The sequence below is a fragment of the Actinophytocola sp. genome, from assembly GCF_045807065.1.
Classification (GTDB): domain Bacteria; phylum Actinomycetota; class Actinomycetes; order Mycobacteriales; family Pseudonocardiaceae; genus Actinophytocola.
Genome location: NZ_JBJMIE010000490.1, coordinates 1 through 17911 on the forward strand (window position 1 = coordinate 1; position 17911 = coordinate 17911).

Annotated in this window: 17 protein-coding genes; 13 read left to right on the plus strand and 4 right to left on the minus strand. The window is 71.1% G+C overall.

The window, feature by feature from the left end:
* Window positions 1-201 precede the first annotated feature (201 nt).
* Window positions 202-798: a hypothetical protein gene (locus ACJ73U_RS28765; RefSeq protein WP_407780857.1), complete on the plus strand. Its 597-nt coding sequence runs from the start codon at window positions 202-204 to the stop codon at window positions 796-798.
* Window positions 799-872: 74 nt separating this feature from the next.
* The gene (locus tag ACJ73U_RS28770; RefSeq protein ID WP_407780858.1) at window positions 873-1862 is read left to right on the plus strand and encodes an Acg family FMN-binding oxidoreductase; all 990 of its coding nucleotides are present in this window, start codon (window positions 873-875) and stop codon (window positions 1860-1862) included.
* Window positions 1863-1873: 11 nt separating this feature from the next.
* Here ACJ73U_RS28770 and ACJ73U_RS28775 read toward each other — a convergent pair whose 3' ends face one another.
* The 3 genes from ACJ73U_RS28775 to pflB are packed head-to-tail and all read right to left on the minus strand — an operon-like array spanning window position 1874 to window position 6124.
* Complete coding sequence (locus tag ACJ73U_RS28775; RefSeq protein ID WP_407780859.1) at window positions 1874-3112, minus strand: acetyl-CoA hydrolase/transferase family protein; 1239 nt, start codon at window positions 3110-3112, stop codon at window positions 1874-1876.
* Window positions 3113-3140: 28 nt separating this feature from the next.
* On the minus strand, window positions 3141-3872 hold the full coding sequence (gene pflA / locus ACJ73U_RS28780; protein WP_407780860.1) for a pyruvate formate-lyase-activating protein: 732 nt from the start codon (window positions 3870-3872) through the stop codon (window positions 3141-3143).
* A complete protein-coding gene (gene pflB / locus ACJ73U_RS28785) occupies window positions 3869-6124 on the minus strand; it encodes a formate C-acetyltransferase (RefSeq protein WP_407780861.1) in 2256 nt (751 codons plus the stop codon). The genes pflA and pflB overlap by 4 nt, the downstream gene beginning before the upstream one ends.
* Window positions 6125-6383: 259 nt before the next feature.
* Here pflB and ACJ73U_RS28790 point away from each other — a divergent pair, with 259 nt between their 5' ends.
* The 5 genes from ACJ73U_RS28790 to ACJ73U_RS28810 all read left to right on the plus strand — a co-directional run bounded on the left by ACJ73U_RS28790 (window position 6384) and on the right by ACJ73U_RS28810 (window position 11882).
* Window positions 6384-7598 (plus strand): hypothetical protein, encoded by a 1215-nt coding sequence (locus ACJ73U_RS28790; RefSeq protein WP_407780862.1) that lies wholly within the window; start codon window positions 6384-6386, stop codon window positions 7596-7598.
* 181 nt (window positions 7599-7779) lie between these two features.
* The gene (locus tag ACJ73U_RS28795; protein WP_407780863.1) at window positions 7780-8385 is read left to right on the plus strand and encodes a CBS domain-containing protein; all 606 of its coding nucleotides are present in this window, start codon (window positions 7780-7782) and stop codon (window positions 8383-8385) included.
* Between the two features lie 105 nt (window positions 8386-8490).
* On the plus strand, window positions 8491-9108 hold the full coding sequence (locus ACJ73U_RS28800; protein ID WP_407780864.1) for an HPP family protein: 618 nt from the start codon (window positions 8491-8493) through the stop codon (window positions 9106-9108).
* Window positions 9109-9178: 70 nt separating this feature from the next.
* Complete coding sequence (locus ACJ73U_RS28805; RefSeq protein WP_407780865.1) at window positions 9179-10066, plus strand: universal stress protein; 888 nt, start codon at window positions 9179-9181, stop codon at window positions 10064-10066.
* Window positions 10067-10190: 124 nt separating this feature from the next.
* Window positions 10191-11882: a GAF domain-containing protein gene (locus ACJ73U_RS28810; protein WP_407780866.1), complete on the plus strand. Its 1692-nt coding sequence runs from the start codon at window positions 10191-10193 to the stop codon at window positions 11880-11882.
* 70 nt (window positions 11883-11952) lie between these two features.
* Here the strand turns inward: ACJ73U_RS28810 and ACJ73U_RS28815 are convergent, their stop codons facing one another.
* Window positions 11953-12606, minus strand: coding sequence for a response regulator (locus tag ACJ73U_RS28815; RefSeq protein WP_407780873.1), 654 nt, complete (start codon window positions 12604-12606; stop codon window positions 11953-11955).
* 458 nt (window positions 12607-13064) lie between these two features.
* Between ACJ73U_RS28815 and ACJ73U_RS28820 the strand changes: the two genes are divergently transcribed.
* The 6 genes from ACJ73U_RS28820 to ACJ73U_RS28845 all read left to right on the plus strand — a co-directional run bounded on the left by ACJ73U_RS28820 (window position 13065) and on the right by ACJ73U_RS28845 (window position 17765).
* The gene (locus ACJ73U_RS28820) at window positions 13065-13760 is read left to right on the plus strand and encodes a CBS domain-containing protein (RefSeq protein ID WP_407780867.1); all 696 of its coding nucleotides are present in this window, start codon (window positions 13065-13067) and stop codon (window positions 13758-13760) included.
* A gap of 26 nt (window positions 13761-13786) precedes the next feature.
* A complete protein-coding gene (locus ACJ73U_RS28825; protein WP_407780868.1) occupies window positions 13787-14425 on the plus strand; it encodes a CBS domain-containing protein in 639 nt (212 codons plus the stop codon).
* Between the two features lie 158 nt (window positions 14426-14583).
* Window positions 14584-14853 (plus strand): DUF1918 domain-containing protein, encoded by a 270-nt coding sequence (locus ACJ73U_RS28830; protein WP_407780869.1) that lies wholly within the window; start codon window positions 14584-14586, stop codon window positions 14851-14853.
* A gap of 126 nt (window positions 14854-14979) precedes the next feature.
* The gene (locus tag ACJ73U_RS28835) at window positions 14980-15954 is read left to right on the plus strand and encodes an Acg family FMN-binding oxidoreductase (RefSeq protein ID WP_407780870.1); all 975 of its coding nucleotides are present in this window, start codon (window positions 14980-14982) and stop codon (window positions 15952-15954) included.
* The gene (locus ACJ73U_RS28840) at window positions 15951-16865 is read left to right on the plus strand and encodes an Acg family FMN-binding oxidoreductase (protein WP_407780871.1); all 915 of its coding nucleotides are present in this window, start codon (window positions 15951-15953) and stop codon (window positions 16863-16865) included. The genes ACJ73U_RS28835 and ACJ73U_RS28840 overlap by 4 nt, the downstream gene beginning before the upstream one ends.
* 12 nt (window positions 16866-16877) lie before the next feature.
* Window positions 16878-17765 carry a universal stress protein gene (locus ACJ73U_RS28845; RefSeq protein ID WP_407780872.1) on the plus strand — a complete coding sequence of 296 codons (888 nt, stop codon included), beginning with the start codon at window positions 16878-16880 and terminating at the stop codon, window positions 17763-17765.
* The last annotated feature ends 146 nt before the right edge of the window (window positions 17766-17911 follow it).

Consider the following 17911-nt stretch of genomic DNA (forward strand, 5'->3'; position numbering starts at 1 on the left):
CAGCGGTCCACGCAGCTCGTGCGCGGCGACCACCGGTTCCTCGACCGCGGGATCGGGGTGCCGTTCGAACTCGATGTGGATCGCCAGCACCGGGCGGCGGGACCAACGGCGCGGGAGGAGATGGCCTTGGACTCCGGCGCGCTGCCGCGTCGACGGCAGACACTTGGTTCGAAGCCGACAAAGACAAGGGAGGGACCGGGAATGGCCATCAAGGAGCACCCGCGGCAGAAGAAGAACAACGTTCCTCTGCCGGGTACCGCCACCGCGACCGCGTCGCCTACGACGGCGGCGAGCAGGATGACCGCGGTGGTGCGGATCGTCGTGGGTCTGGTGTTCGCGTGGGCGTTCGTGGACAAGGTGTTCGGTCTCGGCTACGCGACCCCGGACAAGGGGGCGTGGATCAACGGCGGTTCTCCGACCAAGGGTTTCCTCGGCAGCCTCGACCACGGTCCGTTCGCCGACATGTTCCGTTCCTGGGCCGGCGCGGGCTTCGCGGACTGGCTGTTCATGCTCGGTCTCGCCGGCGTCGGCGTCGCCCTGGTGCTGGGCGTCGGCCTGCGGGTCGCCGCGGGTGCGGGCACGTTGATGATGCTGCTGATGTGGGCCGCCGAGTGGCCGCTCGCCCGGTTCACCGACGCGGGCCAGCCGACCATGTCGACCAACCCGATCATCGACTACCACATCATCTACGCGCTGGTGCTGATCACGCTGGCGGTCGTCGCCGCCGGCAACACCTGGGGCCTCGGCAGGACCTGGGCGAACCTCGGTTCCGTCAGGAAGAACCCCTGGCTGCGGTGAGCACCCGTGCGATCCGGTTCTGCCGGCCGTCACCACGGTGGCCGGCAGAACTCGCTGCGAGGAAAGGGACAGCCATGACATCCGTGGAACCGGACCGGGAGACCGTGCGGACGGCGATCACGCTCGCCACCCGTGCTCCGTCGATCCACAACACCCAGCCCTGGCGGTGGCGGCTCGGTGACGGGTCCATCCACCTGTTCGCCGACCGGACCCGGCAGGTGACCGCCACCGATCCGAACGGGCGGGACCTGACCGTCAGCTGTGGTGCGGTGCTGCATCACGTGCGCGTCGCGCTCGCGGCCCTCGGGTGGGCCACCGCCGTGCACCGGGTGCCCAACCCGGCCGTGCCCGACCACCTCGCGAGCCTGGAACTCACCTCCTACGACCCGACCGACTCCGACGTGGCGGCGGCGGCGATGATCGCGCGACGCCGCACCGACCGGCGGCGCATGTCGGACTGGCCCGTGTCACCGGACCACCTCGAGCGCATCGCGGGACAGGTCCGCGCCCACGGGGCACTGGGGATCGCGGTCGTCGACCCCGCCGCCCGGTTCGCGCTCGCCGGCGCGATCGCGCAGGCCGCGGTGATCCAGGAAAGCGCTCCCGGGTACACCCTCGAACTGGCCACCTGGACCGGCCGTGCCCGTGCCAGCGGCGACGGTGTCCCGGCCGCCAACATCCCGGCCCGGGGACGTCACGACGATCCCGACACACGCAGGTTCTCGCACGGCACGCTCGCCCCACACACCGGCAAGCGCTACGGCCAGCAGACCGAGCTGCTGCTGATCGCCACCTCCGGTGACGACGTGCTGTCCCGGCTGCGGGCGGGCGAGGCCGCCAGCGCCGCCCTTCTCACGGCGACCGGGCTCGGCCTCGCCAGCTGCCCGCTGTCACAACCCCTGGAGATCGCCGACACCCGCCGCAGGGTCCGCGACCACGTGCTCGGCGGCACGGCCGAACCCCAACTGGTCATCCGGCTCGGCTGGGCACCCACCAGCGCCGCCCCGCTTCCAGCCACTGCGCGCCGCGACGTCGACGACGTCATCGCAGCCAGCGGCGAGTGACCACCACCGGCCTACGGTGTCGGCGGGGTGAACCCGAGTTGGTGGGCGGCGTGGCGGAGTTGGTCACGGGCGTCGGGGTGGGCGACGTTGTCGATGATCTGGTGGGCCTGTTCGCCGGCGTCGTGGCCCCAGATGGTGGCGGTGCCCTGTTCGCTGACGAGGTAGCTGTGCTGGAACGAGGTGACCGGGCCGGCCAGTCGCGGTACGACGGTGGACACGTCGGCCTTGGGATGCCAGGAGGGCAGGGCGATGATCGCCTTGCCGCCGGGTGAGTGCAGGGCGCCGACGACGAAGTCGGTCTGGCCGCCGAAGCCGGAGTAGATCACGCCGTGCACGCGGCTGGCGTTGGCCTGGGCGTAGAGGTCGACCTGCAGGGCGCTGTTGATCGACACCAGTGAGTGTTGGCGGGCGATCAGGCCGGGGTCGTTGGTCTTCTCGGTGCGCAACAGCCGGATCCGCGGGTTGCGGTCGACCCACTCGTACAGCTCGTCGCCGCCGAAGACGAACGACGCGGTCACCGGCACGTCGCGGTCGAGCGCGCCGGCTCGCTCCAGGCCCAGCACGCCGTCGCTGAACATCTCCGACCACACCGACAGGCCGCGCCGGGCGGTGAGAGCGGCGAGCACGGCGTCCGGGACGGCGCCGATCCCGAGTTGCAGGGTGGCGCCGTCCGCGACCAGGTCGGCCACGCGGGTGCCGATCCGCTGGGACACCTCGCTCGTGGGACGGTGCACCGGGGAGGCGAGCGGCTCGTCGGCCTCGATCGCGTAGTCCACCTCGTCGCAGGACAGCACCGCGTCGCCGTAGGTGAACGGCATGCGCGGGTTCAGCTGGGCGATCACCATCCCGCCGCGGGCGCGTACCGCCTCGATCGCCGACGGCAGGATGTTCACCTCGGTGCCCAGCGACACCGTGCCGTCCACGGGGGTCGAGGTGTGCACGAGCACGATGTCCGGTGGCAGCGTCCCGGTCAGCAGGTGTGGCACCAGCGACAGCCGCGACGGGAAGTACCGCAACCGCGGGCTGCCGCGCATGCCCGCGCCGACGAACGGGGTCTCCAGGGTCACCCCGTCCCGGTCCGGCATGCCGGGCTGGGCGTTGAGCGCGAACAACCGGTACTCCGCCACCGACTTGTCCACCACGCCCAGCGCACGACCGGGAGTGGCGAAGTTGCCGCTGACCACCACCCGCGGCACGCCGGCCACCCGGGACAGCACGGTGGCGAGCTGGGACTCGGAAAGAGTGCGCATGATCCTCAAGCCTATTCGACGAGGCCGGTCAGGTTGTGGTGATGCCGTGACCGGCGAACTGGTCCCGGACCCGCCGGACCAGGTCCGGCTCGGGTGCCGGGGTGCGCGCCAGCGGGAACGGGATGCCCAGTTTCGCGTACTTGGCCGCGCCCAGCTTGTGGAACGGCAGCACCTCGAGACGTTCGACGTTGCGCAGTGTGCTGACGAAGGAGGCGAGCCCGTCGATGTCGTCCGGCTCGTCGGTGAGGCCGGGGACGAGCACGTACCGGATCCACGTCGGCTTGTCCAGCTCGGACAGTCGGTGGGCGAAGGCCAGTGTGGGCGCCAGGTCCACTGTGGTCAGTCGCCGGTGGCGAACCGGGTTCCAGGACTTGATGTCGAGCAGGACCAGGTCGGTGTCGGCGAGCAGCGCGTCGGTGGCCCTGGCACCCAGGTAACCGGAGGTGTCGAGGGCGGTGTGCAGGCCGAGCGCCTTCACACCGTGCAGCAGCTCGGCCACGAAACCCGGCTGTAGCAGGGGTTCTCCACCGCTGACGGTGAACCCGCCGCCGGCGACCTCGATGAACCGCCGGTACTTCGTGATCTCGGCGAGCAACTCGTCCACGGTGGTGGCGCGCCCGTCGCGCATCCGCCAGGTCTCCGGGTTCTGGCAGTACAGGCAGCGCAACGGGCAGCCGCTGGTGAACACGACGAACCGGGTACCGGGACCGTCCACGCCGGTGGAGATGTCCCAGGAGTGCACGGAACCCGTGGCGGTCACAGCGACTCGTGGAAGGTGCGGTTGACCACGTCACGCTGCTGCTCGGGGGTCAGGCGGGTGAAGTTGACCGCGTAGCCGGACACGCGGATGGTCAGCTGCGGGTACTTCTCCGGGTGTGCCATGGCGTCCAGCAGGGTCTTTCTGTTGAGCACGTTGGCGTTGAGGTGGTATCCGCCGGCGTCGACGTAGCCGTCGAGGATGCCGGCCAGGTTGGTGATCCGCTCCTCCCCGGTGTGGCCCAACCCGTCGGGGGTGACGGTGGCGGTCAGGGAGATCCCGTCCCGCGCCTGGTCGTAGGGGAGCTTCGCCACCGACAGCGCGGCGGCCACGAGCCCGTGGGTGTCGCGGCCGTTCGTCGGGTTGGCGCCGGGCGCGAACGGCTCGCCGGCGCGGCGCCCGTCGGGGGTGTTGCCGGTGTGCTTGCCGTACACCACGTTCGAGGTGATGGTCAGCACCGACTGGGTGTGCTCGGCGTCCCGGTAGGCCGGGTAGTGCCGGACGTGCGCCATGAAGTCCTCGACGATCTCCACCGCGAGGGCGTCGGCGCAGTCGTCGTTGTTGCCGTAGCGCGGGAAGTCGCCCTCGACCACGTAGTCCACGGCGAGGCCGGCCGGGTTCCGAACCACCTTCACCCGCGCGTGCTTGACCGCGGACAGGCTGTCGGCGACGATCGAGAGGCCGGCGATGCCGCAGCCGAGCAGGCGTTGCACGGGGTGGTCGTGCAGGGCCATCTCGATGCGCTCGTAGGCGTACTTGTCGTGCATGTAGTGGATGATGTTGAGCGCGTCCACATAGGTCCTCGCGAGCCAGTCGTTCATCCGGTCGAACGCGGCACGCAGTTCCTCGTAGTCGAGGTAGTCCCCGGACAGCGGCTCGAACGGCGGCGTGATCTGTTCACCGGTGATCTCGTCGCGGCCGCCGTTGATCGCGTACAGCAGCGCCTTGGCCAGGTTGGCGCGGGCGCCGAAGAACTGCATCTGCTTGCCCACCCGCATGGCCGACACGCAGCACGCGATCGCGGCGTCGTCACCGTACCGGGGCCGGATCAGCTCGTCGCTCTCGTACTGGATGGCGCTGGTGTCGACCGACACCTGCGCGCAGAACCGCTTGAACCCCTCCGGCAGCCGGGGCGACCACAGCACGGTCAGGTTCGGTTCCGGGGCGGGGCCGAGGTTGTAGAGGGTCTGCAGGAACCGGAAACTGGTGCGCGTCACCAACGGCCTGCCGTCCTCGCCGATGCCGCCGATGCTCTCGGTCACCCAGGTCGGGTCGCCGGAGAACAGCTCGTCGTAGGCGGGTGTGCGCAGGAACCGCACGATCCGCAGCTTGATCACCAGGTCGTCGACCAGCTCCTGTGCGTCCACCTCGGACAGTCGACCCGCCTCGATGTCGCGCTGCAGGTAGCTGTCCAGGAAGGTGGAGATCCGGCCGATGGACATGGCCGCGCCGTTCTGCTCCTTGATGGCGGCCAGGTAGGCGTAGTAGAGCCACTGGATCGCCTCCCGGGCCGTGCGCGCGGGCCTTGAGATGTCGTCGCCGTACGACTCGGCCATCTGCCGCAGCTCGTCCAGCGCCCGGATCTGCTCGGCCAGCTCCTCCCGGTCCCGGATCGTGGCCTCGGTCGAGGGCAGGATGTCCAGCGCCGCCCGTTCGGCCCGCTTGGCCTCGACGAGCCGGTCCACGCCGTAGAGCGCCACCCGCCGGTAGTCGCCGATGATGCGGCCGCGTCCGTAGGCGTCCGGCAGTCCCGTGATGATCCCGGCGCGCCGGGCACGCAGGATCTCCTCGGTGTAGGCGTCGAACACGCCGTCGTTGTGGGTCTTGCGGTACCGGGTGAAGACCTCCTTCACCGCCGGGTCCAGCTCGTAGCCGTACGCGGCCAGACCGGACTCCACCATCCGCAACCCGCCGGCCGGCATGATCGCCCGCTTCAACGGCGCGTCGGTCTGCAACCCGACGACCAGCTCACGCTCACGGTCGATGAACCCCGGCACGTGCGCGGTGATCGACGACGGCGTGTGCACGTCCACGTCGAGGATCCCGCGGCACCGCTCTTCGACGAACAACGCCTCCAGCGTTCGCCACAGGTGCCCGGTGCGCTCCGTCGGACCCGCGAGGAACCCCGCATCCCCCTCGTAGGGGGTGTAGTTGTCCTGGATGAACCCGCGAACGTCGATCTCCTCACACCACTGCCGACCCTGGAAACCCGACCACGCATCAGTCGCTGTCGACTCGACTACCGGTGCGGCCATCACGAACTGCCCTCCTGCTGTCATCTCCGACCTTCACTCTCCCTGAACCGATGCAGCACTGACACCGACGATGGACTCCATGGAAGGGGACCAAAGACCCCTTCCGCGCGCCACAGCTGATCGAGTTCGCCAACCGGCCGCACACCGGTCAGGGCCGTGGCGCCAGGGTCGGTTGGCCCGGGTCGGCAGGGACTTCCGTCCCTGTCGGCGGCCGTGCCGGGTGGCGAGGCTGGCGGGGACGACGGACGAGGAGGCAGGGATGAGAAGACATCGGACCGTCCTGGTGGTCGCGGCGGTCACGGCGCTGGGGGTGACCGGAGCGCCGGCTGCCGGCGCGGCGGCGAACGATGTGCCGGGATCGAAGGTGTTGCAGGGTCTTTCCGGTTCGTGGTCCCAGGCCGCGGACATCAACAACCACGACGTGGTGGTCGGGGTGTCGTCCGGGACCGCGGTGCGCTGGGACTTCCTGGGCAGGATCACCGCGTTGCCCGTTCCGTCCGGTGTCTCGTGGGCCAGTGCGGGCGAGATCACCGACAGCGGGTTCATCCTCGGCGGGAGCAGCCATGACAACGGCGCGGGCGGGACCCTGCAGTTCGCACTGTCGTGGGATCCCCACGGGAATCTGATCGACACGCAGTCGCCGCCGGGCACCCAGGAGACGTACGCCGCGGATGTGAACGAGTCCGGCACCGTGGTGGGTGCCGCCGTCGACGCCGACGCTGTGCGGCACGCCGTGCGTTGGGACTCCGAAGGCCGGGTCACCGAGTTGCGCATGCTCCCGGGTGGGACGTCCAGCGGCGCCACCGCCATCAACGACCAGGGCGCGGCGGTCGGCTACTCCGACGTGGTGATCGGGGGCACGCACGTCACGCATGCGGTGTACTGGGATGCGGCGGGGCGGATGATGGATCTGGGTGGCCCGTTCAGCAACACGGCCAGCGAGGCCGTGGACATCAACAACGCGGGCATGATCCTCGGCAGCCGGGGTGACCAGGTGGTCAGGTGGAGCCGGCTGGGGCGCGTCACCGTGCTCGCACCGCCGCCCAACTACTCGTCGTACCGGCCTGTCGCGATGAACGATGACGGCGTGGTGCTGGGCCAGGCACAGGGTTACCTGAGCGACTTCATGGCGGAGCACCCGATCCGCTGGGACGTACAGGGACGGGTCACCGACCTCGGCGGCGCCGACAGCTTCACCTACCACACCTGGGCGAGTGCGATGAACAGCACCGGCACCGTCGTCGGGACGTCCGACGACGGCTGGCACATGCCGGGCGTGCCGCGCTACTCCGGTGCCATGACATGGGATCCCGCCGGAAACATCGTGTCTCTGGGTGGGCCTGTCGGTTCGTGGAACACGGCCACCGGCGTCAACGACAGAGGCGTCGTCTGCGGTGCCTCGGGCAACAACGACGGATCGAACATGCACGCGGTCCTCTGGAACAGGTGGCAGGTCGCCCACTCGGCACGATGACCGGCCGGCACAGCAGTGACGGATGGTGCGGGCGGACATGGTGCTGGGGCGGCACGGCCGAAAGTCCCGAACCCACCGGGACCTGTCGCGGGACCTTCGACGGCGTTCGTCGTTGCCTCCGCCTCTGACCACGGGGCCGCTGGGCGGGAAGGCTTGAGCCAGAGACGAAAGAGGAGGCGTGATGACTGTGCCAGCGATGACGGTCGGCAGCGTGATGACGCGGTGCCCGGTGTCGGTGCCAGCGGGCGCCTCGTTCGCCACCGTGGCGGCGGTCCTGTCGAGCAGGCGGATCGGCGCGGTGCCGGTCGTCGCCCGTGACGGGCGGTTGGTCGGTGCGGTGTCCGAGGGCGACCTGCTCGGTGGTCGGGACGGCGCCGGGGTCACCGCGCGCGAGCTGATGGACCGGCAGCCGCCCACCGTTACCGAGGACGTGTCGCTCCAGGCCGCGGCTCGGTCGCTCACAGCGGCCGGGGTGCGGCGGCTGTACGTCACCGCGGGCGGCCGGCTGGTGGGTGTGGTGTCACGGCGGGACCTGCTCGCCATCTACCTCCGGGACGACGACGCGATCCGCGCGGAGGTCGTGCGGGTGCTGGCCGATCAGCCGCCGCTCACGGTCGAGGTGCGGGACGGGGTCGTGCTGCTGCTGGGGCTGGTCGAGTGGCGCAGCACCCGGGCGCTGCTCGACGAGCGGGTGTCCGCGGTGGCCGGTGTGGTGGAGGTGCGGGACCGGCTCGAGTACGCCTTCGACGACGGCGCCCGACCCCGCGTCGTGGGGAGCATGCGATGAGCGTCGTCGTCCACCGGGACGGCTGTCGGGTGCTGGACGCGTGGGTGCGCCCGCGAGCCGGCCGACCCGTTCCTGCGCCACCTACCTGCGTGAGAGGAGATTTCGATGCGTGCGCGTGACATCATGACCACCCGGGTGATCACGGTGCGGCCGGAGACGCCGATCAAGGAGTCGGCCGCGCTGCTGGCCGCCAACGGCTTCACCGCCCTGCCGGTGGTGGACGAGGAGGATCGGCTGATCGGCATCGTGACCGAGGCCGATCTGGTGCGGGACCGTGTCCCCCGTGACCCGAGGTCGCTGTGCCATCCCGGTGAGGAACTGCCCACGGTGGCCACCACGACGGTGGGTGAGGTGATGACCACCGCGGTGGTCGCCATGGGGCCGGGCACGGACGTGGCGGTGCTGGCCAAGGCGCTGCTGGATGCCGGCTACCGCAGCATGCCGATCGTGGACGGTTCACGGCTGGTCGGGGTCGTGACCCGGCGCGACATCGTGCGGGTGATCGCCCGCGACGACCACACCATCGCCGAGGACGTCCGCCACCGCCTGGAGATCTACGGCGGCGACCGCCGCTGGCGGGTCGAGGTGCACGACGGCATGGTGTCGATCGGCGACCAGTTCGACGACGAGACCGACCGCCACGTGGCCACGGTGCTGGCCGAGGCGGTGCCCGGCGTCGTGCGGGCGACCGCCTTCGCCGCCCGCGACGAGGACGACCGATGAGCAGAGCTTGCGGAGCGAATCATCGGCACCACGCTGACTCACGACTTCACCGAGCCCGTGAGGTGACGTCGTGAGCGGCGTGAACGCGCCGGTCGTGGTCGGGGTCGACGGGTCGGAGTCCGCGCTGCACGCGGTCCGCTGGGCGGCCGACGAGGCCCGGCGACGGCACCTGCCCCTGCACCTCGTGCACGCGCACGGGATTCCCGTGGGCTACGCGCCGGGGTTCGTCGACTGGCACGCCCTGCACCAGGCGCTCCTGGCGCAGGCCAGGACGTGGCTCGACCAGGCCCGGAAGGTGGCCGAGGAGACGGTGCCGGGGCTGGCCGTCCAGACCGTCGAGGTCAGGGCCGGGGCCGTGCCGGCGCTGCTGGAGGAGTCGGCGCATGCGGGCCTGCTCGTCCTCGGCACCCGTGGCCTCGGCGGCTTCACCGGACTGCTCGTCGGCTCGACCGCCATCGAGGTGGCCGCGCACGCGCGCTGCCCGGTAGTGGTGGTGCGTGGCGCGGATCTCGATGGCCCGGTCGTGGTGGGCGTGGACGGTACCCCGGCCGGCGAACCCGCGATCGCGTTCGCCTTCGCCGAGGCGTCCACGCGCCGGACCAACCTGGTCGCCGTGCACGCCTGGACCGACCTGGTGCTGGAGACCGCCTTCGCGGGCGGCGCGGCGGCGCTCGACTTCGCCCCGCTGGCGCAACAGGCGGAGGAGGTGCTCGGTGAGCGACTCGCCGGTTGGCAGGAGAAGTACCCGGACGTAACCGTCAGCCGGCACGTGAGCCGGGAGCGGGCCAGCCGCGCCCTGCTGGGGCAGGCCGAGCGCGCCCAGCTCCTGGTCGTCGGCAGCCGCGGCCGGGGCGGGTTCCGCGGGCTGATGCTCGGTTCGACCAGCCAGCACCTGCTGCGCCACGCGCCCTGCCCGGTGGCCGTGACCCGCACCGCGCCGGAGGCCGAACGTCCCTAGGACCAGCCGCTGGTCAGCGATACTGTGAACTCGTTCGCCACTGATGCCCTCACCGGGTCGCTTGCGGAAGCGGGTTTGAGAGATGCCGGATGTCACCGGCGAGGTCCGAGCAGGCCGGTCATCGATGGGTGTGTCGTTGGCCGGGTTGCGGTTGGATGAGCTGCTCGCGGAGTTGCAGGACCGCCTGGCCGAGATCGGCAAGACCCGGGACCGGTTGCAGGGGCTCCTCGACGCGGTGGTCGCGGTCGGTGCCGGGTTGGAGTTGGCCGGGACGTTGCAGCGGATCGTGCAGACGGCCGTCGAGCTGGTCGACGCCCGGTACGGCGCACTGGGTGTGCTCGCCGGTAACCGAGAAGGGCTCTCGGAGTTCGTCTACGTCGGCATCGACCCCGAGACCAGGGCCGGGATGGGGCACCTACCGGAGGGCAAGGGCCTGCTGGGGCACCTCATCGAGCATCCGTTCCCGATCCGGCTGCCGGACCTGGCCGAGCATCCCTCGTCGGTCGGGTTCCCGCCCAACCATCCGCCCATGCGCAGCTTCCTCGGCACGCCGGTGCGGGTGCGGGACGAGGTCTTCGGCAACATCTACCTCACCGAGAAGAAGGGCGAGACGGAGTTCAACGAGGACGACGTCGTGGTGCTCGAGGCGCTCGCGGCCGCGGCGGGGGTGGCGATCGAGAACGCGCGGCTGTTCGAGCAGGCCCAGCGGCGGGAGCGCTGGCAGCACGCGTCGGGTGAGGTGAACTCGCTGCTGCTGGGCGGGGCAGACCGCGAGGAGGCGTTCGACCTGATCGCCCGCCGCACCTGCGAGCTGTCCGGGTCGGACATCGGGTTGATCCTGCTGGCTGATGAGGCGGGGGACACGCTGCGGGTGGAGGCCGCCGCGGGCTCCCGGGGCACGGAGATGATCGGCCGGCAGGTGTCGGCCTGCATCCCGGTGATCGCGGCGGTCATCACCGACCGCAAGCCCGCCGTGTTCGACGACTTCGCGGAGGCGGTGCGACCGCAGGCCGATCTGTTCGACGAGTACGGTCCGGCGGACGCGGTGCCGTTCGGGTCGGCGACGACCGGGGCGACCGGGTTGTTGTTGGCGTTGCGGAACAAGGACGGTCGCCGGTTCACCGGCGAGCAGCTGCCGATGTTGGCGTCGTTCGCGGCGCAGGCGGCGCTGGCGTTGGAGTTGGCGGACAAGCAGCGTCAGCAACGCATGCTGGACCTGCTGGCCGACCGCGACCGGATCGCCGGGGACCTGCACGACCACGTCATCCAGCGGCTCTTCGCATCAGGCATGAGTCTGCAGGCCATCGTCGGCCGGATCAGCGACACGGAGGCCCGCAGCCGGGTGACCAACGTGATCGGTCAGCTCGACACGACCATGCGGGACATCCGCACCTCGATCTTCGACCTGCACACCTCCGGTGAGGAGAGCCCGACCAGTCTGCGACGGCGGATGCTGGACCTGGTGGCCGAGGCCAGCGCGAACACCGAGACCTCGCCCGCGGTGCGGATCTCCGGCGCGGTGGACACGCTGGTTCCGCCGAACGTCGCCGAGCAGGCGCTGGCCGCACTGCACGAAGGGGTCAGCAACGCGGTCCGGCACGCGCACGCCACCGACATCGTGGTCACCGTCGAGGCCGGCGCGGACCTGGTGGTCGGGGTGACCGACAACGGTGTGGGCATGCCGCCGGACGTGGCCCGCAGCGGTCTGCTCAACCTCGAACGCCGCGCGGCGGAGTGCGGCGGGGCGGTCACCGTGTCGACGAGCACGGACGGCGGGACCAGACTGGTCTGGCGGGTGCCGCTCACGCCACCGTGATCGCTGTTCGTTGATCACTGTTCGTTGATCGCTGCTCGTTGATCACTGCTCGTTGATCGCTGCTCGTTGCTCACTGCTCGTTGTCGGTCCTGCGGGTGCGGAGTTCGGCGGCGAGGGCGGCGGCCTGGGTGCGGCGTTGCATGCCGAGTTTGTTGAGCAGGTGGGAGACGTAGTTCTTGATGGTCTTTTCGGCGAGGAACATGCGTTCGCCGATCTGTCGGTTGGTGAGGCCTTCGCCGATGAGGTTGAAGACCGTGTGTTCTTGTTCGGAGAGTGTGTTGAGGGGGTTCTGGTTCTCGCGTTCGTGGCGGATGCGGTTGAGCAGGGCGGTGGTGGTTCTGGGGTCGAGGAGGGAGCCGCCGTTGCCGACGGTGCGGATGGCGTTGAGCAGGTCGAGGCCGAGGACTTGTTTGAGGACGAATCCGGATGCGCCGGCCATGATGGCGTCGAAGAGGGCGTCGTCGTCGGCATAGGAGGTGAGGATGAGGCAGTTGAGGTCGGGCATCGACGACTTGAGGTCGCGGCACAGTTCGATGCCGTTGCCGTCGGGCATGCGCACGTCGAGCACGGCGACGTCGGGGTTGACCTGCGGTGCTCTGACGAGTGCCTCGGTCACCCCGGAGGCCTCGCCGACGACCTGGAGGTCCTCGGCGGTGCCGATCAGGTCGGCGATGCCCCTGCGCACGATCTCGTGGTCGTCGACCAACAGCACCCGAACGGCCATCGTCGCCTCCTCTTTCTCGTCCAGCCGCAACAGTAGTGCCATCGGGCCACGGTGCGCCGTGGTCTGTCGGCGCGAACAGTAGGGACGAAAGTCCTTTCCTGGTGGGGGACCGGGTGTACAAGCTGAAGAAGCCGGTCGAGCTGGGGTTCCTGGACTCGGCACGCCGAGGCGCCGGCTGGCGGCGTGCCGCCGCGAGGTGGAGCTGAACCGGCGGCTCGCGCCGGACGTCTACCTCGGCCTCGCCACGGTGTCCGGCCACGCCGTCCTCCTCCTGCCGTACCCGCCCTCCGTCATCGGCTCGGCGCGCCCGCGGCAGGCACCGACGAGGTTCCCCTTCCCGTGCGAGGTCGGGTGCCGGCGGCGCGGGCCTTTGGTCCCCTTCGTGAAGGCGTTGGTGCTCTGTGCCGACGCCGCCGGAACGCGTTTCCTTGAGGTGAACCAGAAACGAGGAGGCCGTGGTGGATGAGACGACCGTCGCGTCGGTCATGACCACGAAGGTGGTGACCGTTCTGCCGGATACGCCGTTCCGGGAACTGGTCGCGGTGTTGGCCGCCTGCGAGGTCAGTGCCGTGCCGGTGGTCGACCGCGACGGTCGGCCGATCGGTGTCGTGTCGGAGGCGGACCTGCTCGCCAAGCAGGAGTTCCACGGCGGGCAGGACGAGCTGCCCCACGGCGACCGGGCCGGGCGGGAGCGGTGGTACCGGGCGCAGGCACGGAACGCGGCCGAGGTGATGACCAGCCCGGTGCGGGCGGTGCACGCCGACGAGCCGGTGAGCTTCGCGGCACGGCTGCTCGCGGAGGAGGGCATCCGCAGGCTGATCGTCATCGACCGCGACGGCCGGGTCACCGGCGTGGTGTCACGGCGCGACCTGCTGCGCGTGTACCTGTGCGACGACGAGGAGTTGCGCACCCGGGTCGCGGAGCTGCTCCTCCTGACCGGTATCGCACCCGGCACCGTCGACGTTCGGATCCACGCCGGTGTGGTCTCGATGGACGGCGAGGTCGCCAGGCGCGGCCTGGCCGACGCCGCGGTCCGGATGATCCGGGCGCTGCCCGGCGTGGTCGGTGTCCGCGACAACCTCACCCACGTCGTCGACGACGTCCTCGCCGGCGGGGCGTGGACGGGTTTCGAACCTGGAGAGAGGAGTACGTGATGTGGGAACCCACCGTTGAGTCCGTGATGACCAGGAATGTCGTCACCGCGCGCCCGGAGACCGCGTTCAAGGAGCTGGTGGCGCTGATGAACACCCACCGGGTGAGCGGGCTGCCCGTGGTCGACAGTGCGGGCAGGCCGGTCGGCGTGGTGTCCGAGGCGGACACGCTCGTCAAGCAGGAACACCGCGGCGGCGGGACCCGGCCGTGGTTCGGGCGCAAGCGGCGTGCGCGGTGGCAGAAGGCCACCGGCCGCGTCGCGGCGGACCTGATGACCGCGCCGGTCGTCGGCGTCGGCGTGGACGCGACCATCACCGCGGCCGCGCGGTTGCTGGCGGAGAAGAACATCCGCCGTCTGTGCGTGGTCGACGGCGACGGCCTGCTGGTGGGCATCGTGTCCCGCCGCGACGTGATCGGCACGTTCCTCCGCCCCGACGACGAGATCAAGGTGGACGTCGAGGAGCGGGTGTTCAAGAGGGGCATGTGGTTGTTCCCCAACAGTCTGGCCGTCGAGATCACCGGTGGAGTGGCCACACTGGACGGACAGGTGGAACGCCGGACCACCGCACAGATCGCCGGTCAGCTCACACAGGCCGTGCCGGGCGTCGTCGCCGTCCGCAACAACGTGAGCTACGAGCTGGACGACACCGTCACCAGTCCCCTGTGACGAGCGCCGACAGAAGGCCCTGGGCTCACGAGCCCAGGGCCTTTTCGTCGCAAGGTCGCGACGTTGGGCCCGGCGGGCGGGGACTTCCTTCTCTCCCGGACCCCGCTGTGCGGGCCGGAGCATGGGAGTGACCCAGATTTTTCGGGAAAGGACGAGCGATGCACGCCAAGCCCGGTGACTGGTTGATCGTCGAGATCGCCGGAACCGACAACGCCGCCAGACGCGCGCGGATCCTCGAGGTGAGCTCCCCGGACGGCGCGCCACCGTTCCGGGTCCAGTGGCTGGACACCGACCGGGAAGGTCTGGTGTTCCCCGGCCCCGACGCGCATGTCATGACCCAGGACGAACTCGCCGCTCTCGACACGCGGATGGTCGAGCGCGTCGACGCCGTCCAGCGGCACATCACCCAGCGGCGAGCGGCGCCGTGACCGCCGCACCGCCGCCGTCGGCGAGGGACCAAGTGCCCTGTCCGGGAGGGAACCTCGCCGCTCCCGCCGCCGGCACGGGCCGGTCACGCTGAACCAAGCCCGACAACGGATTTCAGGAGCCATGCCATGAAAACCACCGACGCCGTGATCCAGCAGGCGCTGAGTGCGGCGATCCTGGCGCCCTCGGTGCACAACACGCAGCCGTGGCGGTTCGTGGTGGCCTCGCCGTTCGTCAAGGTGCACCTCGACGAGGCCCGGGTACTGCCGGTGGCCGACCGGGCGGCCCGGGAGGCCCGCATCTCGTGTGGCGCCGCGTTGTTCAACCTGCGGCTCGCGGTCGAGGCTTCGGGCCGGAGCACGGTGGTCGACCTGCTGCCCGACCCGAACCGCCCGGACCTCCTCGCGGTGCTGCGGGTCACCCGGCCCCGCCCGGCGACACCCGAGCAGGCGACTCTCGCGCGTGCCGTCGCACGCCGCGTGACCAACCGCCGCCCGTTCACCGAACGGGCCGTGCCGCCGGCACACCGGCACGCGCTGGCCCGCGCCGCCGAGACTGAGCGGGCCCACCTGATCGTGCTGGACACGCCGAAGACGCTGGACACGTTCGCCACGCTGCTGCGCCGCGCCGACCACCTCCAGCAGGAGGACCCGGCCTTCCAGCGCGAGCTGCGCGCGTGGGCGTACCGGAACACCGGCCACGCGGAGGACGGTGTGCCGCGCTCGGCGGGTGGTCCCCGGCCCACCGACGGGTCACTGCTGACGCTGAGGCGGTTCCACGAGGAGTCCACCGTGGAACGCCCGTTCGAGTGGGAGCCGATGGTGGCCCTGCTGACCACACACGGCGACACCCCGCGTGACCACCTGCGTGCCGGGCTCGCCCTCCAGCGGGTGCTGCTGACCGCCACCGTCCTCGGGTTGAGCGCGTCGTTCCTGTCCCAGCCGGTCGAGGTGCCGCACGTGCGGACCACGCTGCGTGCGTTGCTGGACGTGGCGGGGCAGCCGCAGACGGCGCTGCGCATCGGCTACGGCCAACCCGTGAGCCGGACTCCGCGCAGGCCGGTCGGCGCCGTCACCACGGTCCGGACGGCGGTGCCGTCGTGAGCGGGTGGACGTCGGCCGAGAAGCAGCTGATCACCGCGGCGACCGCGCTGGCGCCGTCGGTGCACAACACGCGGCCGTGGGTGCTGGAGTTCCACGACGAGCACATCTCGCTGTACGAGCGGCTCGACCGCGCGTTGCCGCACCACGACCCGGTCGGCCGGGACCGGCTCATCTCCTGCGGCGCCGCGCTCGAGCACGTGCTGCTCGCCGCGCGCTTCCTGGGCCGGGTGGTCGACATCGACCCGCGGCACGACCGTGCCCACCCGGACGAGGTCGTGCGGGTCACAGCCACCGGCCGGGCCGAGCCGTCGGACGGGGACCGGCGCCGCTACCGGGCGATCTCCGCCCGGCGCAGTCACCGCGGGGAGTTCGCGGCCCGTCCCGTCGAGCGCGACCTGCGCCGGGAACTCCTGGGCGGACACGACGTCGACGGCGTGGGTCTGCGCCCGGTCACCGAGCCGGGGGAGGTCGCGGTGCTGGCGAGGCTGCTGAACCACAGCGCGCTCGTGCTGCGTGCCGATCGCGCCTACCAGCGTGAGCTGGCCGCGTGGACCGCGCCGGTCCGGGATCCGTCACCGGGTGCCGGCGTGTCGTCGGCGACCCGACGCGTCGCCACGCTGCCGTGGGCCGGTCTGGTCCGGCCGACGACGGCCATACCCGACGTCGGTTTCCTGGCCGACCGGCTGAGCCGCGAGCTCCTCCTGCTGGTCCAGACCCCCGACGACGGCCGGTACGACCACGTCCGGGCCGGCATGGCCGCCGAGCGGACCTGGCTCACGGCCACGGACGCCGGCCTCGTCGGCTCGGTGCTCACCCAACCCTGCCAACTGCACGAGGTGCGGGCCGGGCTCGTGGAGTCCCTGTCGCTGGCGGGGTTCCCGCAGCTGCTGCTCCGCCTCGGCCACCCGTGAGGAGAGAAGACCATGTATGCCAACGAGACCGAGCACCCTGTCGTGGTGGGTGTGGACGGTTCGGCGTCGGCGCTGCACGCGGTGCGCTGGGCGGCGCGCGAGGCCGAGCGCCGCGGTGTGCCGTTGCGTCTGGTGCATGTCTGCCACCTGATGCCGGTGCGGCACCCGCGTCAGGTGTCGCCACCGCCGGAGTACCGCGACGCGGTGCTGGAGCAGGGCCGCCACTGGCTGAACGAGGCGAGTGAGGCGGCGCGCCATGCCGCGCCCGGCCTGGCGGTGGCCACCGACCTGCAGGCCGGCATCGCCACCGACGTGCTGATCGCCGAGTCCCGGACCGCGCAGCTGATGGTGCTCGGCTCCCGCGGGCTGGGCGGGTTCACGTCGATGCTCGTCGGCTCGGTGGCGGTGGCGCTGTCCGCGCACGGCCACTGCCCGGTCGTGGTCATGCACTCGTCGAGCCGCGACGGTGCGCCGCCGGCGAACGGCCCGGTCGTCGTCGGTGTCGACGGCTCCGAGCTGAGCGATGCCGCGCTGACCTTCGCGTTCGAGGAGGCCGCGGCGCGCGGTGTTCCGCTGGTGGCCGTGCACACCTGGTTGGACGTGAACATGGCCGGTGCGTGGACGGCGCTGGCCTACGCGGTCGACTGGGACTGGCTGCAGGCCGAGGAGGAGAAACTGCTCGCCGAGCGGCTGTCCGTGTGGCGGGACAAGTTCCCCCACGTCGAGGTGCGCCCGGTCGTGCGGCGCGACCGGCCCGACCGCGCGCTGCTCTCGCAGGGTGCGCAGCTGATCGTCGTCGGCTCGCGTGGCCACGGCGCGTTCGTCGGCATGGGGATCGGCTCGGTCGGCCAGACCCTGCTGCACCACGCCGAATGCCCGGTCGCGGTGGCCCGGACATGAGTACGCGATTCCGCCGTGTCGTCGCCGGGGTGTCCACGAGGGACGGGCAGGGCCTGGTGCGCTGGGCGGCCGGGGAGGCGAACGCGCAGCACGCCGAACTGCGGCTGGTGACCGCGCGGCCGGCCGCGGCGGCCCCCGACCGCTAC

Coding starts and splice junctions, on each gene's coding strand:
- ACJ73U_RS28765 (WP_407780857.1), top strand. CDS start 202: ATGGCCATCAAGGAGCACCCGCGGCAGAAGAAGAACAACGTTCCTCTG.
- ACJ73U_RS28770 (WP_407780858.1), top strand. CDS start 873: ATGACATCCGTGGAACCGGACCGGGAGACCGTGCGGACGGCGATCACG.
- ACJ73U_RS28775 (WP_407780859.1), bottom strand. CDS start 3,112: ATGCGCACTCTTTCCGAGTCCCAGCTCGCCACCGTGCTGTCCCGGGTG.
- pflB (WP_407780861.1), bottom strand. CDS start 6,124: ATGGCCGCACCGGTAGTCGAGTCGACAGCGACTGATGCGTGGTCGGGT.
- ACJ73U_RS28790 (WP_407780862.1), top strand. CDS start 6,384: ATGAGAAGACATCGGACCGTCCTGGTGGTCGCGGCGGTCACGGCGCTG.
- ACJ73U_RS28795 (WP_407780863.1), top strand. CDS start 7,780: ATGACTGTGCCAGCGATGACGGTCGGCAGCGTGATGACGCGGTGCCCG.
- ACJ73U_RS28800 (WP_407780864.1), top strand. CDS start 8,491: ATGCGTGCGCGTGACATCATGACCACCCGGGTGATCACGGTGCGGCCG.
- ACJ73U_RS28810 (WP_407780866.1), top strand. CDS start 10,191: ATGGGTGTGTCGTTGGCCGGGTTGCGGTTGGATGAGCTGCTCGCGGAG.
- ACJ73U_RS28815 (WP_407780873.1), bottom strand. CDS start 12,606: ATGGCCGTTCGGGTGCTGTTGGTCGACGACCACGAGATCGTGCGCAGG.
- ACJ73U_RS28825 (WP_407780868.1), top strand. CDS start 13,787: ATGACCAGGAATGTCGTCACCGCGCGCCCGGAGACCGCGTTCAAGGAG.
- ACJ73U_RS28830 (WP_407780869.1), top strand. CDS start 14,584: ATGCACGCCAAGCCCGGTGACTGGTTGATCGTCGAGATCGCCGGAACC.
- ACJ73U_RS28835 (WP_407780870.1), top strand. CDS start 14,980: ATGAAAACCACCGACGCCGTGATCCAGCAGGCGCTGAGTGCGGCGATC.
- ACJ73U_RS28845 (WP_407780872.1), top strand. CDS start 16,878: ATGTATGCCAACGAGACCGAGCACCCTGTCGTGGTGGGTGTGGACGGT.